At 63.8% G+C, this 23,572-nt stretch carries 22 protein-coding genes and 2 pseudogenes; 9 read left to right on the forward strand and 15 right to left on the reverse strand.

Going from position 1 to position 23,572, the window contains the following annotated elements; all coding sequences use genetic code 11:
• Positions 1–6 precede the first annotated feature (6 nt).
• Together IFT65_RS02315 and IFT65_RS02320 are read right to left on the reverse strand one after the other, a co-directional pair.
• A complete protein-coding gene (locus IFT65_RS02315; protein ID WP_223203053.1) occupies positions 7–477 on the reverse strand; it encodes a toxin co-regulated pilus biosynthesis Q family protein in 471 nt (156 codons plus the stop codon).
• Between the two features lie 408 nt (positions 478–885).
• Positions 886–2,562, reverse strand: coding sequence for a type IV secretory system conjugative DNA transfer family protein (locus IFT65_RS02320; RefSeq protein WP_223203017.1), 1,677 nt, complete (start codon positions 2,560–2,562; stop codon positions 886–888).
• 193 nt (positions 2,563–2,755) lie between these two features.
• Between IFT65_RS02320 and IFT65_RS02325 the strand changes: the two genes are divergently transcribed.
• A complete protein-coding gene (locus IFT65_RS02325; protein WP_192079831.1) occupies positions 2,756–3,418 on the forward strand; it encodes an NAD-dependent epimerase/dehydratase family protein in 663 nt (220 codons plus the stop codon).
• Here the strand turns inward: IFT65_RS02325 and IFT65_RS02330 are convergent.
• Both IFT65_RS02330 and IFT65_RS02335 read right to left on the reverse strand, forming a co-directional pair.
• Positions 3,407–3,790 (reverse strand): DUF6180 family protein, encoded by a 384-nt coding sequence (locus IFT65_RS02330; protein ID WP_192079833.1) that lies wholly within the window; start codon positions 3,788–3,790, stop codon positions 3,407–3,409. The two genes, IFT65_RS02325 and IFT65_RS02330, sit on opposite strands and share 12 nt — an antisense overlap.
• Before the next feature lie 38 nt (positions 3,791–3,828).
• Positions 3,829–5,043 (reverse strand): OmpA family protein, encoded by a 1,215-nt coding sequence (locus tag IFT65_RS02335; protein WP_192079835.1) that lies wholly within the window; start codon positions 5,041–5,043, stop codon positions 3,829–3,831.
• Between the two features lie 156 nt (positions 5,044–5,199).
• Between IFT65_RS02335 and IFT65_RS02340 the strand changes: the two genes are divergently transcribed.
• On the forward strand, positions 5,200–5,460 hold the full coding sequence (locus tag IFT65_RS02340; protein ID WP_192079837.1) for a DUF3253 domain-containing protein: 261 nt from the start codon (positions 5,200–5,202) through the stop codon (positions 5,458–5,460).
• Between the two features lie 51 nt (positions 5,461–5,511).
• On the opposite strand, the gene IFT65_RS02345 is transcribed toward IFT65_RS02340, so the two are convergent.
• Positions 5,512–5,736 (reverse strand): hypothetical protein, encoded by a 225-nt coding sequence (locus IFT65_RS02345; protein ID WP_192079839.1) that lies wholly within the window; start codon positions 5,734–5,736, stop codon positions 5,512–5,514.
• Positions 5,737–6,209: 473 nt separating this feature from the next.
• Between IFT65_RS02345 and IFT65_RS02350 the strand changes: the two genes are divergently transcribed.
• Positions 6,210–7,004 carry an NYN domain-containing protein gene (locus IFT65_RS02350; protein ID WP_192079841.1) on the forward strand — a complete coding sequence of 265 codons (795 nt, stop codon included), beginning with the start codon at positions 6,210–6,212 and terminating at the stop codon, positions 7,002–7,004.
• Between the two features lie 11 nt (positions 7,005–7,015).
• Here the strand turns inward: IFT65_RS02350 and IFT65_RS02355 are convergent, their stop codons facing one another.
• Positions 7,016–7,342: a helix-turn-helix domain-containing protein gene (locus tag IFT65_RS02355; RefSeq protein WP_342365830.1), complete on the reverse strand. Its 327-nt coding sequence runs from the start codon at positions 7,340–7,342 to the stop codon at positions 7,016–7,018.
• A gap of 139 nt (positions 7,343–7,481) precedes the next feature.
• On the opposite strand from IFT65_RS02355, the gene IFT65_RS02360 reads away from it, so the two are divergent.
• Complete coding sequence (locus IFT65_RS02360) at positions 7,482–8,546, forward strand: SDR family oxidoreductase (protein WP_192080131.1); 1,065 nt, start codon at positions 7,482–7,484, stop codon at positions 8,544–8,546.
• Positions 8,547–8,676: 130 nt separating this feature from the next.
• Positions 8,677–8,775, forward strand: a pseudogene (locus tag IFT65_RS18625) (NAD-dependent dehydratase); the annotation flags it as partial.
• 25 nt (positions 8,776–8,800) lie between these two features.
• Here the strand turns inward: IFT65_RS18625 and IFT65_RS02365 are convergent.
• From IFT65_RS02365 to IFT65_RS02380, 4 genes are all read right to left on the reverse strand, one after another.
• On the reverse strand, positions 8,801–10,030 hold the full coding sequence (locus IFT65_RS02365; RefSeq protein ID WP_192079845.1) for a hypothetical protein: 1,230 nt from the start codon (positions 10,028–10,030) through the stop codon (positions 8,801–8,803).
• Positions 10,031–10,249: 219 nt separating this feature from the next.
• On the reverse strand, positions 10,250–12,754 hold the full coding sequence (locus IFT65_RS02370; RefSeq protein WP_249404995.1) for a TcfC E-set like domain-containing protein: 2,505 nt from the start codon (positions 12,752–12,754) through the stop codon (positions 10,250–10,252).
• Positions 12,755–12,834: 80 nt separating this feature from the next.
• Positions 12,835–13,341 (reverse strand): CS1 type fimbrial major subunit, encoded by a 507-nt coding sequence (locus tag IFT65_RS02375; RefSeq protein ID WP_192079847.1) that lies wholly within the window; start codon positions 13,339–13,341, stop codon positions 12,835–12,837.
• A 249-nt stretch (positions 13,342–13,590) separates the two neighbouring features.
• Positions 13,591–14,331 carry a CS1 fimbrial subunit B flags: Precursor gene (locus tag IFT65_RS02380; protein WP_192079849.1) on the reverse strand — a complete coding sequence of 247 codons (741 nt, stop codon included), beginning with the start codon at positions 14,329–14,331 and terminating at the stop codon, positions 13,591–13,593.
• Positions 14,332–14,687: 356 nt separating this feature from the next.
• On the opposite strand from IFT65_RS02380, the pseudogene IFT65_RS18630 reads away from it, so the two are divergent.
• Positions 14,688–14,867, forward strand: a pseudogene (locus IFT65_RS18630) (DUF1415 family protein); the annotation flags it as partial.
• Positions 14,868–15,149: 282 nt separating this feature from the next.
• A complete protein-coding gene (locus IFT65_RS02390; protein WP_192079851.1) occupies positions 15,150–15,644 on the forward strand; it encodes a ferritin-like domain-containing protein in 495 nt (164 codons plus the stop codon).
• Positions 15,645–15,724: 80 nt separating this feature from the next.
• On the opposite strand, the gene IFT65_RS02395 is transcribed toward IFT65_RS02390, so the two are convergent.
• Positions 15,725–17,902, reverse strand: coding sequence for a TonB-dependent siderophore receptor (locus IFT65_RS02395; RefSeq protein WP_342365831.1), 2,178 nt, complete (start codon positions 17,900–17,902; stop codon positions 15,725–15,727).
• Positions 17,903–18,100: 198 nt separating this feature from the next.
• Here IFT65_RS02395 and IFT65_RS02400 point away from each other — a divergent pair, with 198 nt between their 5' ends.
• Positions 18,101–18,352, forward strand: a complete 252-nt coding sequence (locus tag IFT65_RS02400; protein WP_192079853.1) for a plasmid stabilization protein — start codon at positions 18,101–18,103, stop codon at positions 18,350–18,352.
• Between the two features lie 160 nt (positions 18,353–18,512).
• Here IFT65_RS02400 and IFT65_RS02405 read toward each other — a convergent pair whose 3' ends face one another.
• The gene (locus IFT65_RS02405) at positions 18,513–19,961 is read right to left on the reverse strand and encodes a DUF4832 domain-containing protein (RefSeq protein ID WP_192079854.1); all 1,449 of its coding nucleotides are present in this window, start codon (positions 19,959–19,961) and stop codon (positions 18,513–18,515) included.
• Positions 19,962–20,337: 376 nt separating this feature from the next.
• Between IFT65_RS02405 and IFT65_RS02410 the strand changes: the two genes are divergently transcribed.
• Positions 20,338–20,889, forward strand: a complete 552-nt coding sequence (locus tag IFT65_RS02410) for a CPBP family intramembrane glutamic endopeptidase (protein ID WP_192080139.1) — start codon at positions 20,338–20,340, stop codon at positions 20,887–20,889.
• A 43-nt stretch (positions 20,890–20,932) separates the two neighbouring features.
• Here the strand turns inward: IFT65_RS02410 and IFT65_RS02415 are convergent, their stop codons facing one another.
• From IFT65_RS02415 to fabF, 3 genes are all read right to left on the reverse strand, one after another.
• On the reverse strand, positions 20,933–21,313 hold the full coding sequence (locus IFT65_RS02415; protein ID WP_192079856.1) for a hypothetical protein: 381 nt from the start codon (positions 21,311–21,313) through the stop codon (positions 20,933–20,935).
• 364 nt (positions 21,314–21,677) lie between these two features.
• A complete protein-coding gene (locus IFT65_RS02420) occupies positions 21,678–22,202 on the reverse strand; it encodes a TetR/AcrR family transcriptional regulator (RefSeq protein WP_192079858.1) in 525 nt (174 codons plus the stop codon).
• Between the two features lie 77 nt (positions 22,203–22,279).
• Positions 22,280–23,557, reverse strand: coding sequence for a beta-ketoacyl-ACP synthase II (fabF, locus tag IFT65_RS02425; protein ID WP_192079860.1), 1,278 nt, complete (start codon positions 23,555–23,557; stop codon positions 22,280–22,282).
• Between the last annotated feature and the right edge of the window lie 15 nt (positions 23,558–23,572).

A 23,572-nucleotide genomic window follows, 5' to 3' on the forward strand; every position in this document is an offset into this window, starting at 1 on the left:
CAGCTGTCAGCTACCGCTGGGCGCAGCGCTTACCGGTGCGGGCGCGGTCACGACAGGCGCAGGCGTAGTGGCCGCCGTCGGCACCGCCGCACTGCTGCCCGCAACGATCTTGTTGCCCACGATGCTCACGTAAACGCCCTGTGCGGCATAGGCTGTGGTCACATCGGCCACCGCCTGCTGCGCACTCGTCGTCGATATGCGGGATACGCCGCCATGCAGCGTGTAATCCGATCCGAGGCGGTAATCCAGGGTCATGCCCGAATCCGCTGCCCAGCGCTCGAGCATGGCCTTCAAGGTGCCATCCATCGGCGATGCCTGGAAGGCATAGCTGGTGTACAGGGGGATTTCCGTGGGCGCGGCGTCGAAGCGATTGACTGGCTTCCAACGCCCACCGAAGTCCGGTGCGGGTTTGGTTGCACAGCCTGCCATTGCTACCGCCGCCACGGCGATAAAAGTCTTTACCAACGCTTGCCGCATACGAACATCCTTTGACGTACGAAAAAGCAGCTGCGAATCGGGTGGTTCGGCAGTCCAGCGTTGCATCTGCACGCTGGAACCGGTTGCACGCCGGCCTATGCCGCTGCGTGAAACCGTCTCCCCTGCGGCCGTGGCCGCCTGCCCACCGGTCGGTGTACCTGCCCTGTGGGCCTGCAGCACCGACCTTCACCTCGTTCGAAGCCATCCCTGTTGCGGTGGCCGATACAGCCACCTGAACAATTCCAACAGTTCGATGCACTGAACCGATGCGGAAGGGTCTCATACATAGAGGTCAAAAGTGCGTCAAGAAAGCATGAAAGTTGTACAAGTTCACGCCAAAAAGATGACCCACTTCACTACTTCAGCGTCATGAACGCGTTTATGCGACACGCGCCGTGGAGCGATGCGTCATATCTGCAAGCTCGGCACGTCGACCTTTGGTAGCAGGCGCGAGGTGAAATGACGATCCTTGTAATAGCGGATCTTGTCGCACATCACCGGATGCGGGATGCCCTCATAGAGGAACACCTCCTTGTCCGTGCCCATCGCCTTCAGCTCCTGCGGCAGCATCAGCGCGCGGCGCTCTTCACTGAAGCTGTGGGTCTTCTCACGGCCCTTGGTGATGTTCTTCTTGCGCAGCGTCGTGTAGCCCAGCATGTCCGAGTAGTCGTTCGCATCCTGCTGCTCGCGCGGTGCATACAGGATCTGCAGGGCGTGGTTGGTGATGATGGTGCGCGATACATCCCGGCCGTAGGTTGCATCCAGCTGCGCCATGCTCTGGATGATCGGCAGCAGGCGCACGTTGTAGCCGGCCATGTAGGACACCGCCGAGGCAATGATGTCCACCTTGCCGATCGAGGTGAATTCGTCCATCAGCAGCAGTACCTGGTGCTTGAGGTCCGGATTGGACTTGGGCAGTTCCTTGGTATTGAGGTTGATGATCTGGCTGAAGAACAGGTTGATGATCATCCGGCTTTCGGCCAGCTTGTTGGGCTGGATGCCGATGTAGATGGTCATCTTCTTCTTGCGCAGGTCGGTCAGCAGGAAGTCGTTGGTGCTGGTGGCCGCATCGAGTACCGGGTTGATCCAGGCGTTGAGCGGCTCTTTGAAGGTGCCCATGATGGAGGCGAAGGTCTCGTCCGCCTGCGACAACAGATTGGCAAAGGCGGACTTCGCATTGCTGGTCAGGAACGGGCGCCCCGCCAGGGTCTGCAGGTACTTGCGCAGGTCGCTGCCGTCGCCGGAGGAGATGCGGTAGATCGCGCCCAGCGTCGGCACGCCCTGCCCGCCCGGGAAGCCGCTGCGCAGCTCATCGTCATGGTTGTCGAACAGGTACAGGGTGAACGCCATGAAGGCGTTGCGCGCCTGGCTGACCCAGAATTTCTGATCGTCCGAGCCGTCCGGGTACAGCATCGCCGCAATGCTCATCAGGTCCGACACCCGGAACGCGGGGTCGTTGGACACATAGCTGAGCGGGTTCCAGCGATGGCTGCGGCGGTCTTCCGCGAAGGGATTGAACAGGAACACCTCGTGACCCTGCTGGGCGCGCCAGCCGCTGGTCAGCTCGAAGTTTTCCTGTTTGATGTCCAGCACCACGACGGACTCTTCGTATTCCAGCAGGTTCGGGATCACCACGCCCACGCCCTTGCCCGAGCGCGTCGGCGCGGCAAGAATCACGAACTGCTGGCCCGACAGGCGCACCAGCTTGCCCTTGTAACTGCCCACCACGATGCTGTCGCCGGTCTTCTTGAACAGCCCATGTGACGACAGATCGGACCCGTTGGCGAACCGTGCATCGCCATGCAGGCCCTTTTTCTTGCGACGCAGCAGCAGGAAGGCGCACACGACGAAGAAAATGAGCAGCGGCAGGCCGAAGCCCACGTAGCCGGCGGCCTTGATCTTGCCCACGAACGGGGCGACCTGCGGCTGGTCCAGCGCGCTGAAGTACTGGTGATACGTATCCCAGGACCAGTGCGCGGTATCCAGACCGAGGAAGACCAGGGTCAGGTAGCCTGAAAGCAGGTAACCCACGACGAGCGTCGATACGATGCCGACGGTAAGACGAACCCATTTCTGCGTGGCCAAACCCGATTCCTCCCTGAGCGCATGATTGCGCGGACTGTACACAACTGGCCGTGATGCGGGTAGGTGGCGGCACCGACCGATGCGGCGGGAGAGGACGTGATCTGACGCGCGGGGCTGGCGGCCAGCGGCCATCACCACCCTTCCCTGCCTGCGCTTGTAGAGTCGATGGCCCCACCGCGCAGGAACTCCCACCATGCATATCCTTCTGACCGGAGCGACCGGCCTGCTGGGCCAGGGCGTGCTCAATGCCTGCCTTGACGCGGCAGACGTCACCCGCGTTACGGTGCTGACACGCAGTGCGATCGACCGCCCTCATCCGAAGCTGCACGAAGTACGGCTGGAAGATTTCGCGCAGGCCGCGACTGTCGCGCCGCAGCTGGCCGACATCGACGCCTGTTTCTACTGCGCCGGCGCGCCCCCCATCGGTACCGCCGAAGCGACCTACCGGCACGTCACGCTGGACCTCACCTTGGCGGTGGCACGCGCCTACGCCTCGGCCAATCCACAGGGGCGGTTCTTCTACATCTCAGGTGCCAACTCGGACCCGGACAGCCGATTGATGCCACTGCGCATCAAGGGCGAAACCGAAGCAGCCCTGCAGGCACTTCCCATCACCACCGTCATGGTGCGGCCGGGTGGCATCCTGCCGGAGGAAGGCACGCACAGCCCGCATGGACTGCTGCGCGCCATGCACACCCTGGCTGCTCCCCTGCAGAGCTTGATCGTGAAGAACGTACCGGCCGCAGCCACCACCAACGGGGCGATCGGGCGCGCGATGATCGCGCTTGTGCGTACGCCCAATCCGCCCCGCGTAGTGGAAAACCGCGAGGTCAACGCGCTCGGCTCACCGCACTGACTTGCGCACTTCCGCGCCGACGCGGGCCTTGACCCGGTCCACGTCGGGGTTACCAGGTCCGGAGTAGTCGAACGCCTGGATCACGAAAACGGTCTGGTCGCCTGCGCTGATGCAGTAAGCGATCAACGACCGGCCATCGGTGCGCGGCGCGGACACATGCAGCGCCAGGGTCTTCTGGTCCTGGTCGACGCGGGTGGTGTAACCCAGTGCGGCGGCACCGCGCGATACGGCGGCGCGACAGGCCTGCATGCTGAGCTTGCTGGCCGGGAAACGGTCCACGTCGTAGCCCAGGCTGAAATCATCAGCCGCCGCGGGCAACGCCGGCAGCAGCACGGCAGCGGCGGTCAAGGCGGCAAGAACGGTAGCTTTCATCCACATCTCCATGGCAGTCCGCATTGGCGGACGATCTATTACGAACGGACGAAAATCTCGACGCGGCGATTCAACTGCCGCCCGCCCGGATTGTCTTTGCCTTCGATTTCATTAGGGGCAACCGGCTCGGTTTCGCCGTACCCCTTCGCATCGGCCTGCTGGGCCGTGCCGCGCTCACGCAGCGCCGCGACCACCGATGCCGCGCGACGTTCCGAAAGTTGCTGGTTGTCGGCATCGGCGCCCTTGGAATCGGTGTGACCGCGCACCTGCATACCGGTCGACTTCACGTCCTTCAGCGCACCGGCCAGCGTATCCAGCAGGCTGGCCGCGTCCGGGCGGATGTTGGACTTGTCGAAGTCGAACAGCACGCGGTCGTTGAGCGTGATCACGTAACCGCACGGCGCGCCGGGCGGCGCGAACTTTTTCAGCGGCGGGAAGCTACCGGCCTTGGGCAGCGGCGGCAGTGGCGCCATCTTCACCGGGCGCGCAGGCGGGCCCACGGTACCGGTGCCATCCCCGTTGTTGTAGACCAGGCCCGCTTCGCCGTTCCACGTCCCCGAGCCATCGGCATTCACCCGCACCAGCCCCTTCGGGCCATTCCAGGTACCGCTGCCGTCGCCGTTGTTGGTGATCAGGCCACTATCGCCGTTCCAGGTGCCCGCGCCCTTGCCGTCCAGTTGGATCAGGCCGGCGACGCCGTTGTACGTGCCCGAGCCGTCGGCCTGCACGGTGATGATCGCATCGTCGCCACCGCCGGACGGATTGCCGTTGATGGTGCCGCTGCCGTCGGCATTCACCCGCACCAGCCCGCCCTCGAAGTTGGCCGTGCCGCTACCGTCGGGGTTGATCATGAAAATGCCTTCGTCGCCGTTGCGGGTCAGCTTGCCCTGCTCGTCCACCTCGGTGATGCCGCCCTCGTTGATCAGGCTGCCATCGGTACTGCAGCGCGCAGGCGATACGGTGATGCCTTCAACGGGATTGAGGATCGACTGCAGGGACGATTCCAGCGCGCGCTGCGCCGGGGTGACGCCGATTATCTCCGGGACGACGATGCTGGGAATGATGGGAAACTCGGGCCCCTGATTCTGCGCATCGGCGTCGGCCTCTTCGCCTTGCGGGTCAGGCGCATCACGCGCAATACGTGACTCCGCAGTCGCGGCGGGCTCGCCATCCGGCGATTTCGAGCAGCCGGCCAGTGCAGCCAACAGCAACGGGAAAGCAGACAACGCGAAGACGCGCGTGGATGAGCTCATGTACTGGATCATTCCGTGATGACAGCGAGGCCAGCATCCTATCCAGCAGCCATTTGCGCCGCGTGAAACACTCGTAAGCAGGTGGATGGGCGGCGTCGCCCCCGCGCCGAACCGCGCCAGACACCGTGGTCACCCGGAACCGATTAGGGTGCCGGGATGGATATCGCCCACACGATCATCGCACTGCTGCACCAACGCGCTCCCACCTCTTCCATCTGCCCTTCCGACGCTGCACGGGCACTGGCCGAGAGTGAAACAGCGTGGCGCGCCCTGATGCAGCCGGTCCGCGATGCGGCAGCCGATCTGGCGCGCGCCGGCATGATCATCATTACCCAGGGCGATACGCAACGCGATCCGGACACGATCGACGCTGGGCCGATACGACTGCGGCGTGGGCCGGGCTTTCCGCAGCGCTGATGGCGGTGTGGTTCGTAACGAGCGGGGTATGGCCGACCTTACCGTTGCGCGTCAGCGCGTGAACATTCTTTCCACGAAACAGTATCGCCACAGACCCGCGACCAGCCAAAGGAGTGGCAGGGCAAGCAGTGCGGCGGACCATCCAAGGCCGGCAACCCGGATCAGTCCATAGCCCACCACGCCGGTGACGACCACCGCGACCATCACTGCGGTGAAATCCACCAGGAAGGGCAGCTTCAGCTCCCGTCCGCACACCGGACAATCGACCTTCCACACCGTCGCGCTGCGACCATCTGGAAGCCCCTGCTGGCGGCAGCAGTCGCTGAAACTCAGGGGGATGGCGCACCGGCATCGCGCGCACCGGGCACGGACGGTCATTACGCGTTCCTCCAGACATACAGGGGTGTGCTGACATGCAGGTGGACGGACATCATGGACCTCTACATTCTGCGATTCGGCGTGCTGGAGCGGACGCCGTGCGCGCGCCGTAGACACCGCCGGGAGGGTGACACGACCAGGCGCACGGGTCCTTGCTCAATCGCGACACCCGGCGGCAGCGGACGTGGCAGGTCCAGCCTCAGCCCACGCCGGCCTTGGGATCTACGGCATCCTCCGAGCGCCATCGGGGTGCTATCCGCCACGGAACCGAAGGCCCCTGTCCCTCAGCGCCCTGATCCAGCGGGGCATTGCCGACGGACGACCGTTCCCCCCATAGTCGCCCTGTCACCCACCACCACTGGCAGCCACGGATGAGCAGCTCAGCCCTACCCCACGAACCGCGCGTCGCGCTTTTCGTCGATTGCGATAATGTCAGGCCGGAAATACTGAGCGTCGCACTGCGGGTCGCTGCGCAGGCCGGTCGGGTCATGATGCGGCGCGGCTACGGCAACCATGACACGCTGGCAAAGAAGTGGAAGGAACAGCTGGTACGGGAAGCCTTCACGCCCTGCCTTCAGTACGCCTGCGTAGCGGGCAAGAACACCACCGATATCGCGCTCGCCGTGGATGCCCTGGAAGCTCTGCTGGATGATCGGGCGGATCACTTCGTGCTGGTGACCAGCGACTCCGATTTTGCTTACCTGTGCCGAAAGCTGCGGGAGCGCGGGGCGGTTGTCGCCGTGGTGGGGGAAACGAAATCACCGATCACGCTACGGAACGCCTGCGACGTCTTCCATGAGTGGGCCTGTCCCGCGCCGGTGGTGGTCACACCTGCCGCAAAGGCGGTGAAAATCCCCGTTGCGCCTGCTGCAAATGCGGTGAAGGCACCCGTTGCGCCGGCTGTGAAGAAACCAGCAACCCCGGCCGTCGCCCAACAGAAGCCGGACTTGCTGGTGAAGGCGGTACGGGCGCTGGGGGGGATCGACCCCAGCACCAAGGTGGGCTTGTCCGCGTTGGGACAGCACCTGCGCAAGGCGCACCCTGGATTTACATCGAAGAAGTACGGCCATTCCACGCTGCTGAAGATGATCAAAACCTACGATGTGCTTCGCCACGTGCAGGGCAAAGCCGGGGCATGGTCCGTGCACGTGGTCAGCGGCGGCTAGCCCTTGCGCGTTCAGCGCCGCCGCGAGGTCGCCCGGGGCTGCAGCGCATCCAGCGTGCTGGCGTTCCGCCGCGCCCAGTCGTAGATCAGCTCGATCGGCTCCACCAACTGCCGGCCCAGCACGGTCAGCCCGTATTCCACGGATGGCGGCACGGTCGGGTGCTCGGTGCGGAGCACGATGCCGGCCGTCTCCATCTCCCGCAGGGTCTGGATCAGCATCTTCTTGGAAATGGCGGGCAGGCTCCGATGGAGCGCGTTGCTGCGGGCGGTGCCTTCATGCCGTACCGCCAGGGTGTGCAGCACCATCGATGTCCACTTCGTGCTGAACAGCTCCAGCACCCTCCGCGGGGCGCAATCCTCCCGCCATTCTTCTTCCGCGCTACCTGACTTCATGCCCTGGTTACCGTTTGGTGCCTTCTTTCGAAGCCGAGGCCGCTATTTTAAGGTGTGACCCTGCATTTGATGAGAAGGCGACATGATGAACCAGAACGCATTGGTGGTCGGCGCGACCGGCATTACCGGCAGCGCCCTCGTACAGGAGCTGCTGCAGGCCGGTTGGCAGGTACATGGCATGGCACGCAACCTGGGCAACCTGCCGGCCGGGGTCACCGGCGTATCGGCCGACCTGCAGGACGCACAGGCCACCCGCAGCGCACTGGCAGGGCTGTCCCCCACCCATGTATTCATCACCACCTGGTCCCGCCAGGCCACCGAGGCCGAGAACATCCGCGTCAATGCGGAGATGGTGCGCAACCTGCTCGACGCCCTGCAGCCGGCGGGCAGCGTGCAGCACGTCGCCCTGGTGACTGGACTCAAGCATTATCTCGGCCCGTTTGAAGCCTACGCCCAGGGCGTGCTGCCGCAGACGCCGTTCCGCGAAGAACAGCCGCGCCTGCCGGTGGAGAACTTCTACTACGCGCAGGAAGACGAAGTCTTTGCCGCAGCGGCGCGCGATGGGTTCACCTGGAGCGTGCACCGCCCGCACACCGTGATCGGCGCAGCCGTTGGCAACGCGATGAACATGGGAACCACCCTGGCGGTGTATGCCACCCTGTGCCAGACAACCGGGCGGCCGTTCTATTTCCCCGGCTCGCAGGCGCAATGGGATGGCCTGACCGACATGACCGATGCAGGCCAGCTGGCACGGCAGCTGCTATGGGCGGCACAGACGCCCGCAGCGGCCAACGAGGCGTTCAACATCGTCAACGGCGACATCTTCCGCTGGAGCTGGATGTGGGGCCGCATCGCGCACTGGTTCGACCTGGACGCTGCCCCCTTCAACGGTGAGGTCCGCCCACTGGAGCAGCAGATGGCCGACGACGCCGCAACGTGGGCACAGCTGGCAGCCGAGCATGGCCTGGCCGAGGCGGACATCAACCGGCTGGTATCACCGTGGCATACCGATGCCGACCTGGGGCGTCCACTGGAAGTCGTCACCGACATGTCCAAGAGCCGGCGCATGGGATTCCTGGATTACCAGCCCAGCGACGACGCGTTCTTTGCGCTGTTCCAGAAACTGCGCGACCAGCACCTGATTCCCTGAGCCGACGTGGTAGAGCCGATGTGGTAGAGCCGATGTGGTAGAGCCGACTTCAGTCGGCTGCGAGACCCGCCCGCATGCCCCCCTTGACCCCTCCTCCAGCGGACTGACTTGGCTCGGGAATCTCAGAGATTTGGCGTTGCATGCCTCGCTGTGCAAGCGCAGCCGCCGTCCGTTCTATTTTCCCGGGTCACTGGCGCAATGCGGTGGGCTGCCTGACATGACAGACGCGCCAGTTGGCACACCAGCCGGCTGCATTATGGGATGGTGTCGATGATGACCGTCACATTGCCCTGCCAATGGGAGCCTGGGGCCTTGACCATTTCGCCGATGGCGGCCCCATTGGCAGAGAACCGGAGCTTGGAACCGGCATTCTCCAGGAAGCTGTCCGGCAGGAAGCGTGGCGCGGTAGCGCCTGACGCCTCTTCCACGAGGGGGAACTGGATGGCAGGCGCCTTGGTGGACAACTCGGCCATGCCAGGGATGGTGACATCCACCTCGATCGGCACCACCGTAGCCGCTGCGGTGTTCTTGATACCGCAGCGCCCCGCCGTACTGAGGTGTTCACAGCGCATCTTGACGCTCAACTCACTGCTTGTACTCAAGGAAAAAGGCAGCTCCCGCTCCAGCCGGGCCGGGGGCGCCCCCCCGTTGAGCCACCGGTCCCATCCTCCGACTGCCGTAAGGTAAACGGTCGAATAATCTGGAAACACAACCGAGAACGCGTGCTCGACGGTCAGGGTGAAATTGACGGTCAACACGGGGTCGCTGATGGTGAGGATGTTGCCAAGATCGAAATCGGCCCCCTCCCCGCCTACGCTGAATGTTTTGACCCCCCGGTATATGCCATTGGGCAGCGAAGTTGGCGAATCCGCCGAGATCCTGAATCCAAACTCGAAATCCCTGAATGCCGCCCCATTATATCCACTATTAAATCCCTGATTACTGCAGACACGATGAGCAGGATTTCTCACTGCCAGGATGAAAAGGGTTGCCTCATTGGGAGGGACGCCCTGCCCGTCAACGACAACGCTGCAGCCGTTGTCCAATCTCAGATCCTCCGGATTGATGAGACGCCCCCCCGACCCGTTACCCACGATGTAACGGTGCCCGCCTGCCACTACCGAAAAGTTCACGCTGAAATCACGCCCGTCCTCACTTTGCAGCGGCACTTGTACAGTTCCCAACGGCATACCCATGTACCAGCGATTTCGAAGCGAGCTTCGGTAGAGTGTTTTGGTTCCGGTAATACCGGGAACCGAAATGCCGAACATTTTTGCAGCCAAGCACCGTGGCCGATGACCGGGATTGGTGCAGTTTCCAGACTCCACGGTAGTGTTGGTAAACTCCAGCGCCCCGCCCGGCGTGGGCCTGTACTCGGCCGTCACCTCCACCACCGCAGCCGATGCCAGCGGCATGGCCAGCGCCGACAATGCTGCCACTACATACTTCACCCGGCCTCGGGTAATCCACGAAACTGCTTTCATCGTGCTCTTCCCGTGAACGGACCTCGTCCTGGCCGAGCGTACACCCGCGCTGGCCAAGATGGCACTTTTCGACCCTCGGCTCGCGGCAGGGGCAGCCCGCGTGCATCGCGGCCCGCGGCGCATCGTGTTGCTCCCATCCAAGAGGGGGGATGCGGGTGGGGAAAGGGCGACCACAAGTACATTGTTATTCCCTGTAAAAGAGTGACGAGGCGATGACGTTCAAGACCCGGCCACCTGCACCGGGCACTGCAGCCCCCCCACCATCAACACATCGCCCTCACGCGGGTAGCGGGCCTCATCCAGGCGGAGCATGCACCGGCTCTGGTCAGGGTGGCGCAGCTCCACCACAGGCTCGCGGCTGCTCAGTTCCACGGTGAAGAAACCTTCCTCTTGGCTGACACTGCGCCCGGCATGGTTGATGACCTGGACGCCGCGCGCGCCGTTGCCGTCGGCATCCAGCACCTGCCCCATCACGGTGAACGTGCGCAGCACATCGATTTGTGCATGCATTACGCCGCCTCGGTTGAGGTGGTAGCTGACCGTGGCCGGATGAATGGCCGCCGCCGGCGCCGTGGCACCGCTGAAGTCGAACTGCACCTGGCCGGGACGGTAAGCGGTGACCGGAACGAAGTTGCGGCCAGGCTTGAGCACCGTGCCGCCACCGCGGCTATCGTCGGCACGCAACTGCAGATCCGCGAAGTCCGAACGTACGTCCACGATCATGCCGGCACCGCTGCCACTGGCCTGCGTGGTACCGAGCAGCGCAACCTTACCGCCGCCCAGGGCCAAGGTGCTCTCCAGATTGGCACTGCCACTTACTTCGCCATTCGCCGCAGATCGCTGCAGCTGCACGTTGCCCTGCAACTGCTGCTGGTCGAAGTACCCACCGGTCGCCACGCTCACGCCACTCCGATCAAAACCGGCACTGGCAGTCACGCTCTTCAGCCACGCGGCATCCAGCTCCTGCTGCACGCCCACACCGGCGTACAGATCGCCGATGCCGCCCTGGGTGTTACGGCTCCCCAGATTGCCGCTGTAGTTGCGCTTATCGTTACCCAGCGACAGGCTGAGCGAAAAATCAATACCACGATCGCGGCGTTGGGTGGCGAACGTGCCACTGGGACGGTCATAGAGCGACACGCGCCAACTGGCATTGTTGCCGAACAACGGCTGGCGCCGGTTCCAGGACGCATCCCAGGATGTGCCGGCATTGAAACCGTTGCTTTGGCCCACGCGCACGGTAAGGTCGTCGCGGCTGCCGATGCGTTGCGAGAACGACACGCTGCTGCTGTCCTGCCAGCCACTGCGGGTTTCCCAACGCGAAGGCTGCCCATCGCCGGGCGGCATCCGATCGCGCTGTTCCACCCAGGTTCTGGCATGGGAGGCAACGATCGAGCCGCTACCGAGGCGGAACATGCCCTGTACGTCCATGCCCCGGCCGGCATCGGTGGAATCATAGAGATTGGTATACAGGTTGAAACGATCGCTGGCCTGCCAATCGAGGGAAACACCCGCGCTGCGCCGCTCACCGACCTGCTGCACGGTGGCGCCCACCACGGCGCGCGGGTGCAGTAGATAATTGACCACCGCCCCTGCAGCCAGCTTGCCATCCTGCTGATCGCCACCGCTGTCGAGCAGGCCTGCCTGCTGTCCGGCGAACACGCTGTAGCGCCAGCGGCGCGAGGGATCGCTCCAGCTGTTGGGCTTGTGGATCGCCGCCGATTCACTTGAAAGGGTCTGGCCATCAGCCACCACGCGCAGTTCGACATCGTAGATGCCGCCCGGCAACCGGCGCGTATCCACCTGCTGCATGCCCGGCTTGACCGGCTGAACGTTGATCAACCTGCCATCACGATAAATTTCCACTACGCCTTCGCGGCTGGCGGTGACGTAGATCGGGTACACGCTGGCGCTGCCATTGTCGGCCAGCAGCGCATCGGAGGAACCCAGCATGATGCCCAGGCTGGTGTAGTTGGCCGTGCCCGGTGCGCGCGGCTGGCGGGTAGCGCCTTCGAAGCTCGGCAGGAAATAACCCACCCGCAGGAAATTGTCGCGGAACTCGCGCTGCGCATACAGCGCGCTGAGATAGTGCCCGGACGCGCGGCTATTGGCGCTGGAGTGGTAGTACTGGTAGCTGCCCAGTGTTGTCCACTGGCCCAGGCTACCCTGCAGGTCAGCGTTGTAGCGCAGCGCGCTGTCCTGCTGTTGGCCACCGCTGAAATTCAGGCTGTTGCGCAGCACTAGACCGGTGCTACCGCCCTCGGGCTGCAGAAGATAGCGCCCGTCCACGGTGGCACGCTGGCCCTCGCTGCTGATCAGCGAGAGCAGGGAATTTTCGAGATTGTAATGCACCGCAGCCACGCCCTGGCTGCTGCTGCCGCGCAAGCCCAACGGCACCGGATCAGCCAACAGGGCCGACCAGCGCGCGCGGTCGCTCGCCGGCAATTCACTGTCGTGGCTTTCAACAAAGCCGATCAGCTGCACGCTGTTGTCCTCTCCCAGCACCACATCGGCATTGCCCAGGTAAGTTCCGTCAAGCTCCACTCGCACCGTCAATGGCGTACCGAACAGGTGCTCACGGAACTCTGCGGGCATCCGCTCGCGTTGATGCAGCAGCGTGCCCAAGCCCCCATCGGCGGAGGCGTGTGCAGGTACCGCTGCCATCGTTGCCAGCAGGCACAACGTTGCAGCGGCCAGCCCATTGAGACGATGGATGGTACGCATGGCGAGGAGTCCCGCAGAGGTTCGAATCGATCAAAATGGGGGGGACGGGAGCCGCCCCCCCGGAGTGCCAGCATTTGCTGTTAAAAAGCGGGCGAGCTGTCGGTGACCGCGCTTTCGAACATCATGGTGACGTTGCCCTGATAGGTGCCCGGAACGAAGCCGCCAGTCGGCTCGACGGCATTGATCTCGGTCTCGATCAGCTTCCCGGCAGTGGCCTGGGCCAAGTTGGCAACGACTTTCCTGCTGGCCGCGCCCACACCCAGTTCGGCACCGTCCAGCTTCACCGAAATGTTGACAGTGTCGGTTCCCGAGCGCAGCTGCGGGGTGACATCCAGGTAAGCTTCAATGGGGGCGGTGCTCTTGGCCCTGATGTTGTTGCGGAAGGCCGCGAACACCTCGTTGTCTTCATCCCAGCGCAGCGTCTGCGCGGTGGAATCCCAACCGCCTTCGGCGGTGATGGACATGCCATCAGCGTTCGGCACGATCGCGCGAACGTCCACGGTAATGGCCGAATCGGCAGCGAAGCTGACGGCGGGGGTGATGATCAGAGCAGCGGTAGCGGTCAGCAGGGTCTTCTTGATGTTCATGTTGGATATTCCTCGGAGTATTAATAGGTTGAAACAAGGGAAGATGCCGGTTTTTGGATACAGCGCTCCCCGCAGCCCCGGCAAAGGACTGGTGAGGAAAAATTGGAGATTCAAAGCCGCCCTCGATATTCAGGGTTACGGGATGGCTCGGGTGTAGCGAAGCAGCGCGTGGCCGGGTCGATGCATATCGCCCCGCCTCAGGGCGTCACACCCTGGTTCAACAGGAAACCCATCGCGGCAATGGTTGACTCAGCGCCGCGAATCCACGCTGCGTTTGTTGCCGCCTTCGATCACATCGAAACGGTTGTATACGGCAGCATCCGCAGGGAGTGCGCTGCTCTGGCCTGGGCGCAGATGAACCTTGTTGCCCTTCACGCATTGATCAGGCTTGGCCAGCTGGCACGTCTTGACGTTGTCGAGAACGACGGTTGCATTGCCATGGTTGCTTACTTGGCGACCCTCCACCCGGGTGTCATAGCGCGCATTGCTTGGCGGCACGAACACCACCGTACCGAAACCGGTAAACACGTTGACCCCGGCGCTCATGCCCCGCTTGTAATCCTCGGACTGCTGCTCATCCAGTGAGAATTCGCCCGATTCGGGGACCACCGGAACATAGCGCACGCGGTAGTACTGTTCGCTATCGCGTTGGCCACGAAAGATCAGGCGCGTAGCCTGCATGCCGTTGTTTGCCGGGATGATCATGCGGCTGGGGCTGGCAATCAGGCCACTTGCATCTGTTTGGTTGCGTGCCAGCGCAGCAGCGTCCACCGGCGTTTCGCTGATCTTCCCTGCAGAGTCGAAGTTCATCCGGGTGATTTCCACCCGCACGTAGGCTGTGGCGTCGCCGCTGTTGCGCACGCGTTTGAGATACTGGCTGCTACCGGCCGGCATGTATTCGAACATCGGGCCGACATTGATCTGCGGCGAAGCGGCATGGCTGGTGGCGGCGAGCGAAGTCAGCGCCAGGGCAATCAGTGTGCGTCGCATAAGAAGGACCTCTTGGTGTTCGATACGTTGACCGGGATGACTGCCGGTGCTGAAGGACGTTCAGTTCATTGGTGCTGTAAATGGAGCGCTTGACATTCAGTGCCTTTCTCGGTACGGGTTAATCATGACAGCTGATACTGACTGTTGAGATAGGACGCGACCTAAACTGCTCATGGGACTCTGCCTGAAACGCTTGCCGTTCCTCGCCTTGGCCGGTCCTGACGAGGTAGATACTATCCAGTCCCTTGGGGCTGAAGCATAGTTCCAGGCCTAAAACGTCACCCTACGCAAGCCCAGGGGATGACGCTCTTGGACCGCACCGGACCGGGCCGCCGATATGCCGGCGCGGAAGGCCCCTGCGATATCATCTGCCGCGATATCGGGCCGGCCCCCGCACCTGGCTCGAGCAGATCGTCATCGGCCTGAACCTGTGCCCGTTCGCTGAGACCGTGTATGTGAACGACCAGGTGCGTTTTGTCACTCAGCGATGCGACCAGACCCAAGCCTTGGTCGAAGAACTGGCCGAGGAGCTGGTGCCGCAGCGTGGGCACAGCTGGCAGCGGAGCATGGGCTTCCTGGATTACCAGCCCAGCGACGACGCGTTCTTTGCGCTGTTCCAGAAACTACGCGACCAGCGCCTGATTCCCCGAGCCGACGTGCTAGAGCCTACGTGGTAGAGCCGACGTGGTAGAGCCGACTTCAGTCGGCTGCCCACCCCTCCCCGACCCACCTGCATGCCCCCTTCACCCTTCCTCCAGCGGACGCTAACGGACCCGCGCCTACCTTTGCGCTCCCACCCACCCAGCCGGAGAATCCGCATGGCCATCAAGACCCTCGAAGACCTCTTCATCCACGAGCTGTCCGATATCTACAGCGCCGAAAAGCAGCTGACCAAGGCGCTGCCCCGCCTGGCCCGTGCAGCGACCAACCCGGACCTGGTGGCGGCCTTTGAGACCCACCTGGAAGAAACCAAAGGCCAGATCGAGCGCATCGACCAGGTGGTCGAGACGCTGGGCATCCGCCTGAAGCGCATCAAGTGCGCCGCGATGGAAGGCCTGGTGGAAGAAGGCAAGGAAGTGATCGACAGCGTGGAGAAGGGCCCGGTGCGCGATGCGGCACTGATTGGTGGCGCGCAGAAAGTGGAGCACTACGAGATTGCCTCGTACGGCACCATCGCCGCGTTGGCCAAGCAGCTGGGCTACAAAGACGCCCTGCCGCTGCTGCTGGAAACCCTGGAAGAGGAAAAGGTCACCGACGAGAAGCTGACGATGATCGCCAAGGCAGGCGCCAAGGAAGCGGCTGCGGCGGGCTGATACCCGGCGCAGTGACGATGGCCGCTGGGGGTGTCCGACCCCAGCGGCTCTCATCCCGAAGCTGCCACGCAGGCGGCTTCTTAGAACTTGTAGTTCACCGTGAGTCGGACATTGCGCGGCTCGCCCCAGGTGTACGTGCTGTACCAGTTGAAGATCGTGTAGTAGTGCTTGTCCAGCAGGTTGTTGACGTTGAGCGTGGCTGACAGCTGGTCGTTGAACTCATACCGCGCCATTGCATCCAGCAGCCAGTACGGCTCGGTGCGATGCACCAGGCTGCCCCCATCCACCGGGTTGGTGATGGTGCCGAAGGTGGTGCCCTGCCAGCGCGCGCCGCCGCCGATGCTCAGGCCCGGCACGCCCCGCTGCAGGCGGTAGGTGGTGTGCACGCTGAACTGGTCTTCCGGCTCCAGCGTGGAGACCTTGGTCGACTGCTGGCGTGCGATCTTGTGCGCATAGCCGCCCTGCACCTGCCAGCCCGGCGCAACCTGGCCGGACATCTCCAGCTCGTAGCCCTTGGTACGCACGCCCATCAGGCCACGGTAGGCGATACCACCGCCGGGGGTCAGGCCGCCGCTGGGCTCGGCATAGTTGTCCTGCTCCAGCTGAAACACCGCTGCACTGGCATTGAAACGCCCTTCCAGGAACTCCGCCTTCAGGCCGGCCTCGACGCTGCGTCCTTCCAGCGGATCCAGCACCCGACCCTGCTCGTCCTGGTTGCCCTGCGGCTTGAAGATGCTGCTGTAGCTGGCGAACACTGAGTAATTCTTGTTGAGGTCATAGACCACGCCGGCATACGGCACGACCACACCGCTTTCGTCGGTGTCCGGTGAGGTGTAGTTGGCGATGCGGGTGCCCAGGATCAGCTTGAGCGGATCGGCCAGGTCGAAGCGGCCGACCACGTACGCACCGCTCTCGCGGGTGACCTGGTTATCGCCGTAGCCCCACTGCCAGTCCGGCTCGGGCACATCGCCGGTCCAGCCGTAATAATCGGCGACGCTGCTCACGTATCCCGGCTGCGGCGAGTACCCGTTGTTGATCCAGCGCTTGCGCGACACGCTGCCACCGACCACCAGCTCGTGCTGACGACCGAACCAGTCGAACTTGCCGCTGACATACAGGTCCGCGGCGTTGCTGGTGGTCTTGCCCACGTACTTGCCCAGCCACATGCTCACGCCCTCACCGGTGACCGGGTCCGGGTTGCCGCCGGCTGCTGCGCCCAGCGGCGCGTCGTAGCCGTTGACCTGGTGGTTGAGCTGCAGCTTGGCCACCCAGTCGTTGCTGAAGGTATGTTCCAGCGTCGCGAAGGCGGTGCGGCTGTATTGCGCCCAGCTGCTCCAGCGCGCGCCGTTGTTGAACGAGCGCGGCATCTTGTTGAAGTTGCCGGTGCTGTCCAGCAGCGGAATGCCGCCCCAGCTGGAACCCTGCGGATCGCTGTCCTGGTAATCAGCGCCGACGGTCAGCAGGGTGCTGTCATCGATGTCCGCTTCGAGGATGCCGTAGAACACCTGGTTGGTGCGCTGGTAATGGTCGACGTTGGAATGCTTGTCCTGCTGCGCCGCCACCGCGCGGCCGCGCACGCGTCCGCTTTCGGTCAGCGGGCCGCTCACATCCACTTCGGCACGGTAGCTGTCCCACGAGCCGACCCCCAGACCTACGCTACCGGCCAGCTCGCGGGTGGGCTTCTTGCGGATCAGGTTGATCGTGGCGCCCGGGTCGCCCATGCCGGTCAGCAGGCCGGTAGCGCCCTTCAGTACTTCCACACGGTCGTAGATGGCCATGTCGCTGAGCGTATTGCCCGCCGAGTACGCCGAGTCGCGCGCCATCGGAATACCGTCGTACTGGAAGTTCTGCACCGCAAACCCGCGTGCGTAGTACTCGGTGCGCTCGCTGTCGTAGGTCACGATGCTGATGCCCGGGGTGACCTTCATGACATCGTCGATGCCGTTGAGGCCGAAGTCATTCATTTCCTGCCGGGTGATCACGCTGATCGACTGCGGGGTCTGCCGCGGCGTCAGCACCAGGCGCGTGGCGGTGGCGATGGTGCCGGGCGTGTAGGAATCACTGCCCTCGGTCACGGTACCCAGCTGGTTCGCGGTGACCTGCACGGTCTGCAGCGTGCGGGCCGCCTCGTCGTCGACCTGCGCCGTGGTCTGCTGCGCATGGGCGGCAGAGGTCAGCAGCCCCAGGGCAAGGCCGGCCAGGATGGCCTGGGTCAACGGGGAAACAGCGGGGATGGCGCGGAACGGGACAACGGACACGGCAAGGCCTCCAGGCAGGAATGACTCCCTCTGGCGGCGGCTTGAGGTAAAGGAATGGGCGGCATGATGACGCAAATGTGACGACGTGGAAAGGTGCCGATGGCCTGATGGGCAAGGGCTGACGCCTGCCTTAGACGGAAAGGCACCAGTATTTTTTAATGTGATGGCATACGGTGCACTCCTGAAGGAGCCCACTCGATGCCCATCACCACCATCCGCCACCTGCCATGCGCGGCACAACAGGCAATCAAGGTCCGCACCGCGCGGCACGGGCGCAGCGCGGAGGCCGAAATCAACACCATGCTGGAAGATGCGGTTCACTCTGGTGAGTGCCTGCTTGTGGGCAAGGCACTGGCTGAACTCGGTCGGGAGGCTGGGATGACCAATGCGGATGTCGACGCGTTTGAGCGAAACCGCGATACGACGCCAGCCGTGCCCTTGGATCTGTAATGCTCGTCCTGAGCACGAACGTTGTGTCAGAGAGTCGCCGTGGCGACTCGCGATGTCAGCGCTTTTGAGGCCGCTGGCATGCATGTCATCAATCCATGGAAGGGAGGAGCCGACTGAAGTCGGCTCTACCCTTGGAAGCCCCCTGGCTGCCCCTGCGGGCTCAGTTGACCTGCACTTGTCCCAGCGGCAGGCGACGCTGTGTGTCTTGGCCGTCGTTCTGGGGAGCGATGTTGCGGCGGCCCGGTGCGTCGTCGGCCAGCGCCAGGCGCAGCGAATAGCTGCCTGCCGCCAGCGTGCCGGGCACGGTGAACGTCGTGCTGCGTGCCTGCACCGTGCCGGGCATGATCTCGCTCAGGGCTACGGCCGGGATGGAGGTGCGGGCCTTGGTGCTGCCGTCGGCCGCCACCCAGTGCAGTTCCACGTGATATGCGTTGTACAGCGGGGCTGAGCCATGGTTGGTGATGTCCAACTGCAGCGCGGCCTGCTGGCCTCGCACCTGGGTATTGGGCCAGGTCACCTTGGTAATGCCCAAGCGATAGCCGAGGTCGCGCTTGATGTCCTTCAGCTTGCTCGCATTGCCGCTGGTTTCGTGGGCACCCGCCGGGCCGAGGAAGCTGAAGTGATAATCGCGCAGCAGCTTGCGCACGTTGGCGGTGCGGTTGATCCAGGTGCTCTTCTGGTCGGTGTTGGGGCTCTCGCCGCTGATCGGATTGACCATCCAGTTCTGGCGCGCCGCCGGCACCTCGTTGGTCAGGCCGTACTCCAGGTTCCACCAGCCATCGTCGCTGCAGTCCGGCATCTGCGGGCTGAAGGCATTGCACTTGCCAGTGAAGGACGGGAAGTAATCTTCGTGGAAGCCGAACATCGCCGAGCCCACGTCCGATGCGCGCGCATAGCGCGTCTGCAGCGGGGTCTTGATGAAGGCTGCCGTATACGCGTCACGGATCAGCGAGCGTGTCTGCGCGTTCGGCTGCAGGTCGTCGCACCCGCTGGTGTGCCACTCCCCCCAGAACCCCAGCAAGCCGACCTGGATCGCGGTGATGCGCGGATCGCCGTCGAAGCGTGCGGCCAGCGCCTGCACGAACTGCTGCATCTGCTGTCGCGCCGCCGGGTTGTTGTAATCCAGGCTGCGGATGGGGCCATCGGAATCGCACTTGGCGCGTACCGTGTACGGAATATTGAGCGGCGCCTGTTCCAGGAACTTGGGATAGTCGCGCTCGTTTTCACCGCCGGTGTAATGCGCGTCGATCTGGCTGGCGGCACTTTCCGGATAATCGGCCACCGGGCGCAGTACGAAAGTCGCCAACGGATCGTCGGCGAGGATCGGCTGCAGGTAATGGGTTTCCACGGCATTCCAGTCGAATACCTGGTCTGCGGTTTCGATGATCCGCCACGGCAGGTACACGTGATAGATGTGCGCACCGTGGAAGTTGTCCACACCGCCATCCACGGCATAGGAACTGCCCCACAGCATGAAGCCGCGGTGCGGGTTGTCGAACTCCTGGGTGGATACGGCCGGGGTCAGGGTGCCGGCGTGGGCACAGGCGGCGCTGAGCGCGCTCGCCAGAACAGCGGCAGCCAATGCTGCGCGGACGGGACGTGACGACATGGACTTACCTCTTCAGGTGCGCGGGGAAAGACGGCAACGAGGGGCGGTGCATGCGGGCTGTCAGTCGTCAGGCCGCATCTATGGCGGGATTGACGGTATCTTATGTTTCGTTATGCATCAATAGCGAAATATAACGAGCGCATCACAGTTTCGATAACAAGGTCGACGCATGTCCTCTGGCACGGGGAACTGGCGCTACGGCTGGCTACGCTCGGGATCCCTGTCCTGATCGCGCACTCGCATGCCTCCGCTTGGCCACCCTGCCCCACCACCAGCCGCCTTGATGTCGGCGCTTCGCCATCCGCTTGCGCGCGTCGCTGCCATCATGCTCATCGGGGCTCTCGCCCACTTCCACTGGCTGTCCTTCCCGTGGCGGATGCCAGTGGTGGGTGCTCTCGCGGTCGGTCTGGTCTGGGTGGAAACGCGCTCATGGGACGCCTGCGGACTGAAGCCGCGCTCCCTGCGCGCGACGCTGGGCTGGATCCTCCTGTTGCTGGTGATCGTGATCGGGCTGGTCAATCCCTTCGTGCAGCCGCTGATGGATCAGCTGACCGGGACCAAGGCCGACTACAGCGGCTACGGCGCGCTGCGGGGAAACATCGCCGCCGCCGCCCAGCTCGTCGGCGGTGCGTGGCTGAGTGCCGCAGTGGGAGAGGAACTGGTGTTCCGTGCCTTCTTGATGCATCAGCTGGAGCGCCTGGTCGGCCGCCTGCTCGGCGGGATGCTGCTCGCCGCGCTGCTGGGTGGCGCGGCCTTCGGCCTGATGCACGCGTCGCAGGGCCTGTCCGGCGTCCTGCTCACCGGCGTGGTCGGCGTGCTCTTCGGCTATGTGTATCTGCGCTCCGGGCGCAATCTGTGGGCGATGATCGTGGCGCATGGCCTGATCGATACGTGGGGCGTCGCTACGCTGTATCTGGGGTGGTATTGATACGGCAGCGTGCAGCGCGCCTCGCAACGTCGCGATAAGGCGCTCACAGCGCGCCGTTCAGTGCATCGCGCGAGGTCTTCAGCAGATCGCGCCCTGCCACCAGCAGACCCTCTACCAGATGCTCGCCGATCACCGGCTCGTCGGCTCCGTCGGCGGCGTCGATATGCGCGGCATGGAGGATCTCCAGAATGGCGTCCAGACCGGAGAGCTTGCGCTCGATCATCATCAAGTGAGCGCGTTTGCCGCCATTGAAGTGACCGGGCTGCGGGGAGGCTGATGGCACGGCGGGATGCCCGGCGTACTGCGCGTCCTCCTGCGCCTTCAGGATGCCTTCAAGACGGCTGACGAAACGCGGCGGAAGGTCGTGTACGGCTTCGCCGATCACGGCGTACAGGCGTGCGCCGGCAGTGAGTTCTACAGACATGAAAGGCCTCGCATGCGGCCGCCAGCGCGCAGGCGCTGGGCGGCGGACGGTGCGGGTTGCCATACCGGTGTCGTACAAAGCAGTTAACCGGCGGATCATGCGATCCCCCGCACCGTCCGCCAAAAGGATGGCACGAGGGCGCATGCTCCGCCGTGCCCGAAGGCGACAACAGAGATGCTTTGCTAACGACGTTCGGGATGGCAATCCCGGCTGGCCCTGCGGGTCAGCACCGACATCGTGGGTGGGACAGCCTCGAGCGTCCATGAGGATTGCTGCCTTTCTCGTCATGGCATCGCATCAGAACCAAGGCATTGCTGACAGTCACCGCGACGGGCGGCCTCGCCCGCAGGGTGTCGAGCGCCCCCTATCTGAGCGGGCAAGCCTGGACAACGAGCGCTTCGGCCATCCCGCGTCTGAACATCGGTGATGGGCCACGCGGCAAGCCATGTTCTTCCGCTACCAGCCGGATGAAGGTCTCGCCGTCATCCCACATCTCCAGCTGTGGCGGCGCGTTTGCAAACGTCCGCGCTGCCAAGGCCAGAAATGGGTGCAGCACCGTCTCCCAGCGGGCGAAGTAAATGCTGCGATCGTGCCCAGAACGTTCCAGCGCCTGACAAAACGCCCGGCAGCCCGGATGCTCAGCAAGGCGCGCGATGCCCTCCAGTATCCGCTGCAACGCCTTGGCGGTAGGGGCGCTGTTCGGCAGATCCACTTCCGCTGCAGGGAGCCCATCAAGGTGGCCGTCCATCACCACCCGGTACAAAGATTCCTTGTCACGGAAATACGCGTAGATCGTCGCCTTGGTGATCCCGCACCCTTCAGCAATGCGATTCATCGTCGCGTTCTCGAAGCCGTATTGCGCAAACACCGTGCTGGCGGCCTCCAGCATGCGTTGCCGACTTCTCGATCTCGCATCTTCCCAGCGCAATGCCGTTCTGCTGGCACTGTGCGCGGGCCCGCAGATGCTCACAGGCGTTTGAACAACGCGCTGGCATTTACTCCGCCGAAGCCAAACCCGTTGGTCAGCGCGAACTGGATGTCGGCGTTCTGGGGTTGCCCGGAGACAATCGACAGCCCAGTGGCGAGCGCATCGGGATGCTCCAGGTTGAGCGTGGCAGGCACGATCTGGTCGCGCAACGCGAGCACCGTAAAGATCGCCTCGATGCCACCCGCTGCACCCAGAAGATGTCCCGTGCTCGACTTGGTGGCGGAGATCAGCAGATCGGCACGCGAACCAAACAACGCGCGCATGGCGGCAAGCTCTGCCCGATCGCCCACCTGGGTCGACGTTGCGTGCGCGTTGATGTGGTGGACCTGATCCGGAGAAATGCCGGCCTGGGTCAGCGCAATCTCCATTGCCCGCCGCGCGCCGCTGCCGTCGTCGGGCCCGGCAGTAAGGTGATACGCGTCCGACGTCGTGCCATAGCCGACCAGTTCTGCCAGTGGCGTGGCACCACGCGCCAGCGCATGATCCAGCCGCTCGATCACCAACAGCCCTGCCCCTTCGGACATGACGAATCCATCGCGCTGCTCATCAAACGGGCGAGACGCGGCGTGGGGCGTGTCATTGAAGGACGTGCTCAACGCCTTGGCAGCAGCGAAGCCGCCCAGACTGACCCGGTGCATTGCAGCCTCGGCGCCGCCGCACAGGGCGATGTCCGCCTCGCCGGAACGAATGAGGCGCGCCGCATCACCGATCGCTTGGACCCCTGCCGCGCAGGCTGTGACAGGGGCGCCCTGCGGGCCCTTGAAGCCATAACGGATCGACGCCTGCCCCGCCGCCATGTTGGCCAGGAACGTGGGCGCAGTGAACGGCGACAGCCGGCCAGGCCCCCGGCTCTCGGTGGTGTGGACGGCATTGACGATCGATCCGAACCCTCCGATGCCGGTGGCAATCACCGTCGCGGTTCGCAGCAGCCCGCGCTCATCCGCTTCGCGCCAGCCCGCCTGTTCGAGCGCTTCGTGGGCGGCGACCAGCGCGAACTCGACAAACCGATCCATCTTCTTGAGGTCCTTCGGCGCGATGATGCCGGTGGAATCAAAGCCCGCTTCCGGGTCTTGGAGACGATCAGGCACGCGACCACCGACTGCACAGCCGGTTCCCTCCGCAAGCTCGGCACCCAGCGACCCGATGCCGGAGCATCTGGCCAACAGGCGCGACCAAACCGTTTCGACACCGCAGCCGAGTGGGCTGACCGCGCCCATTCCGGTCACCACGATGCGATCTTTGTCAGCAATGCTCATGAGTTACTTCCCATA

This window comes from Stenotrophomonas sp. CFBP 13725 (genome assembly GCF_014841935.1).
Lineage (GTDB): Bacteria > Pseudomonadota > Gammaproteobacteria > Xanthomonadales > Xanthomonadaceae > Stenotrophomonas.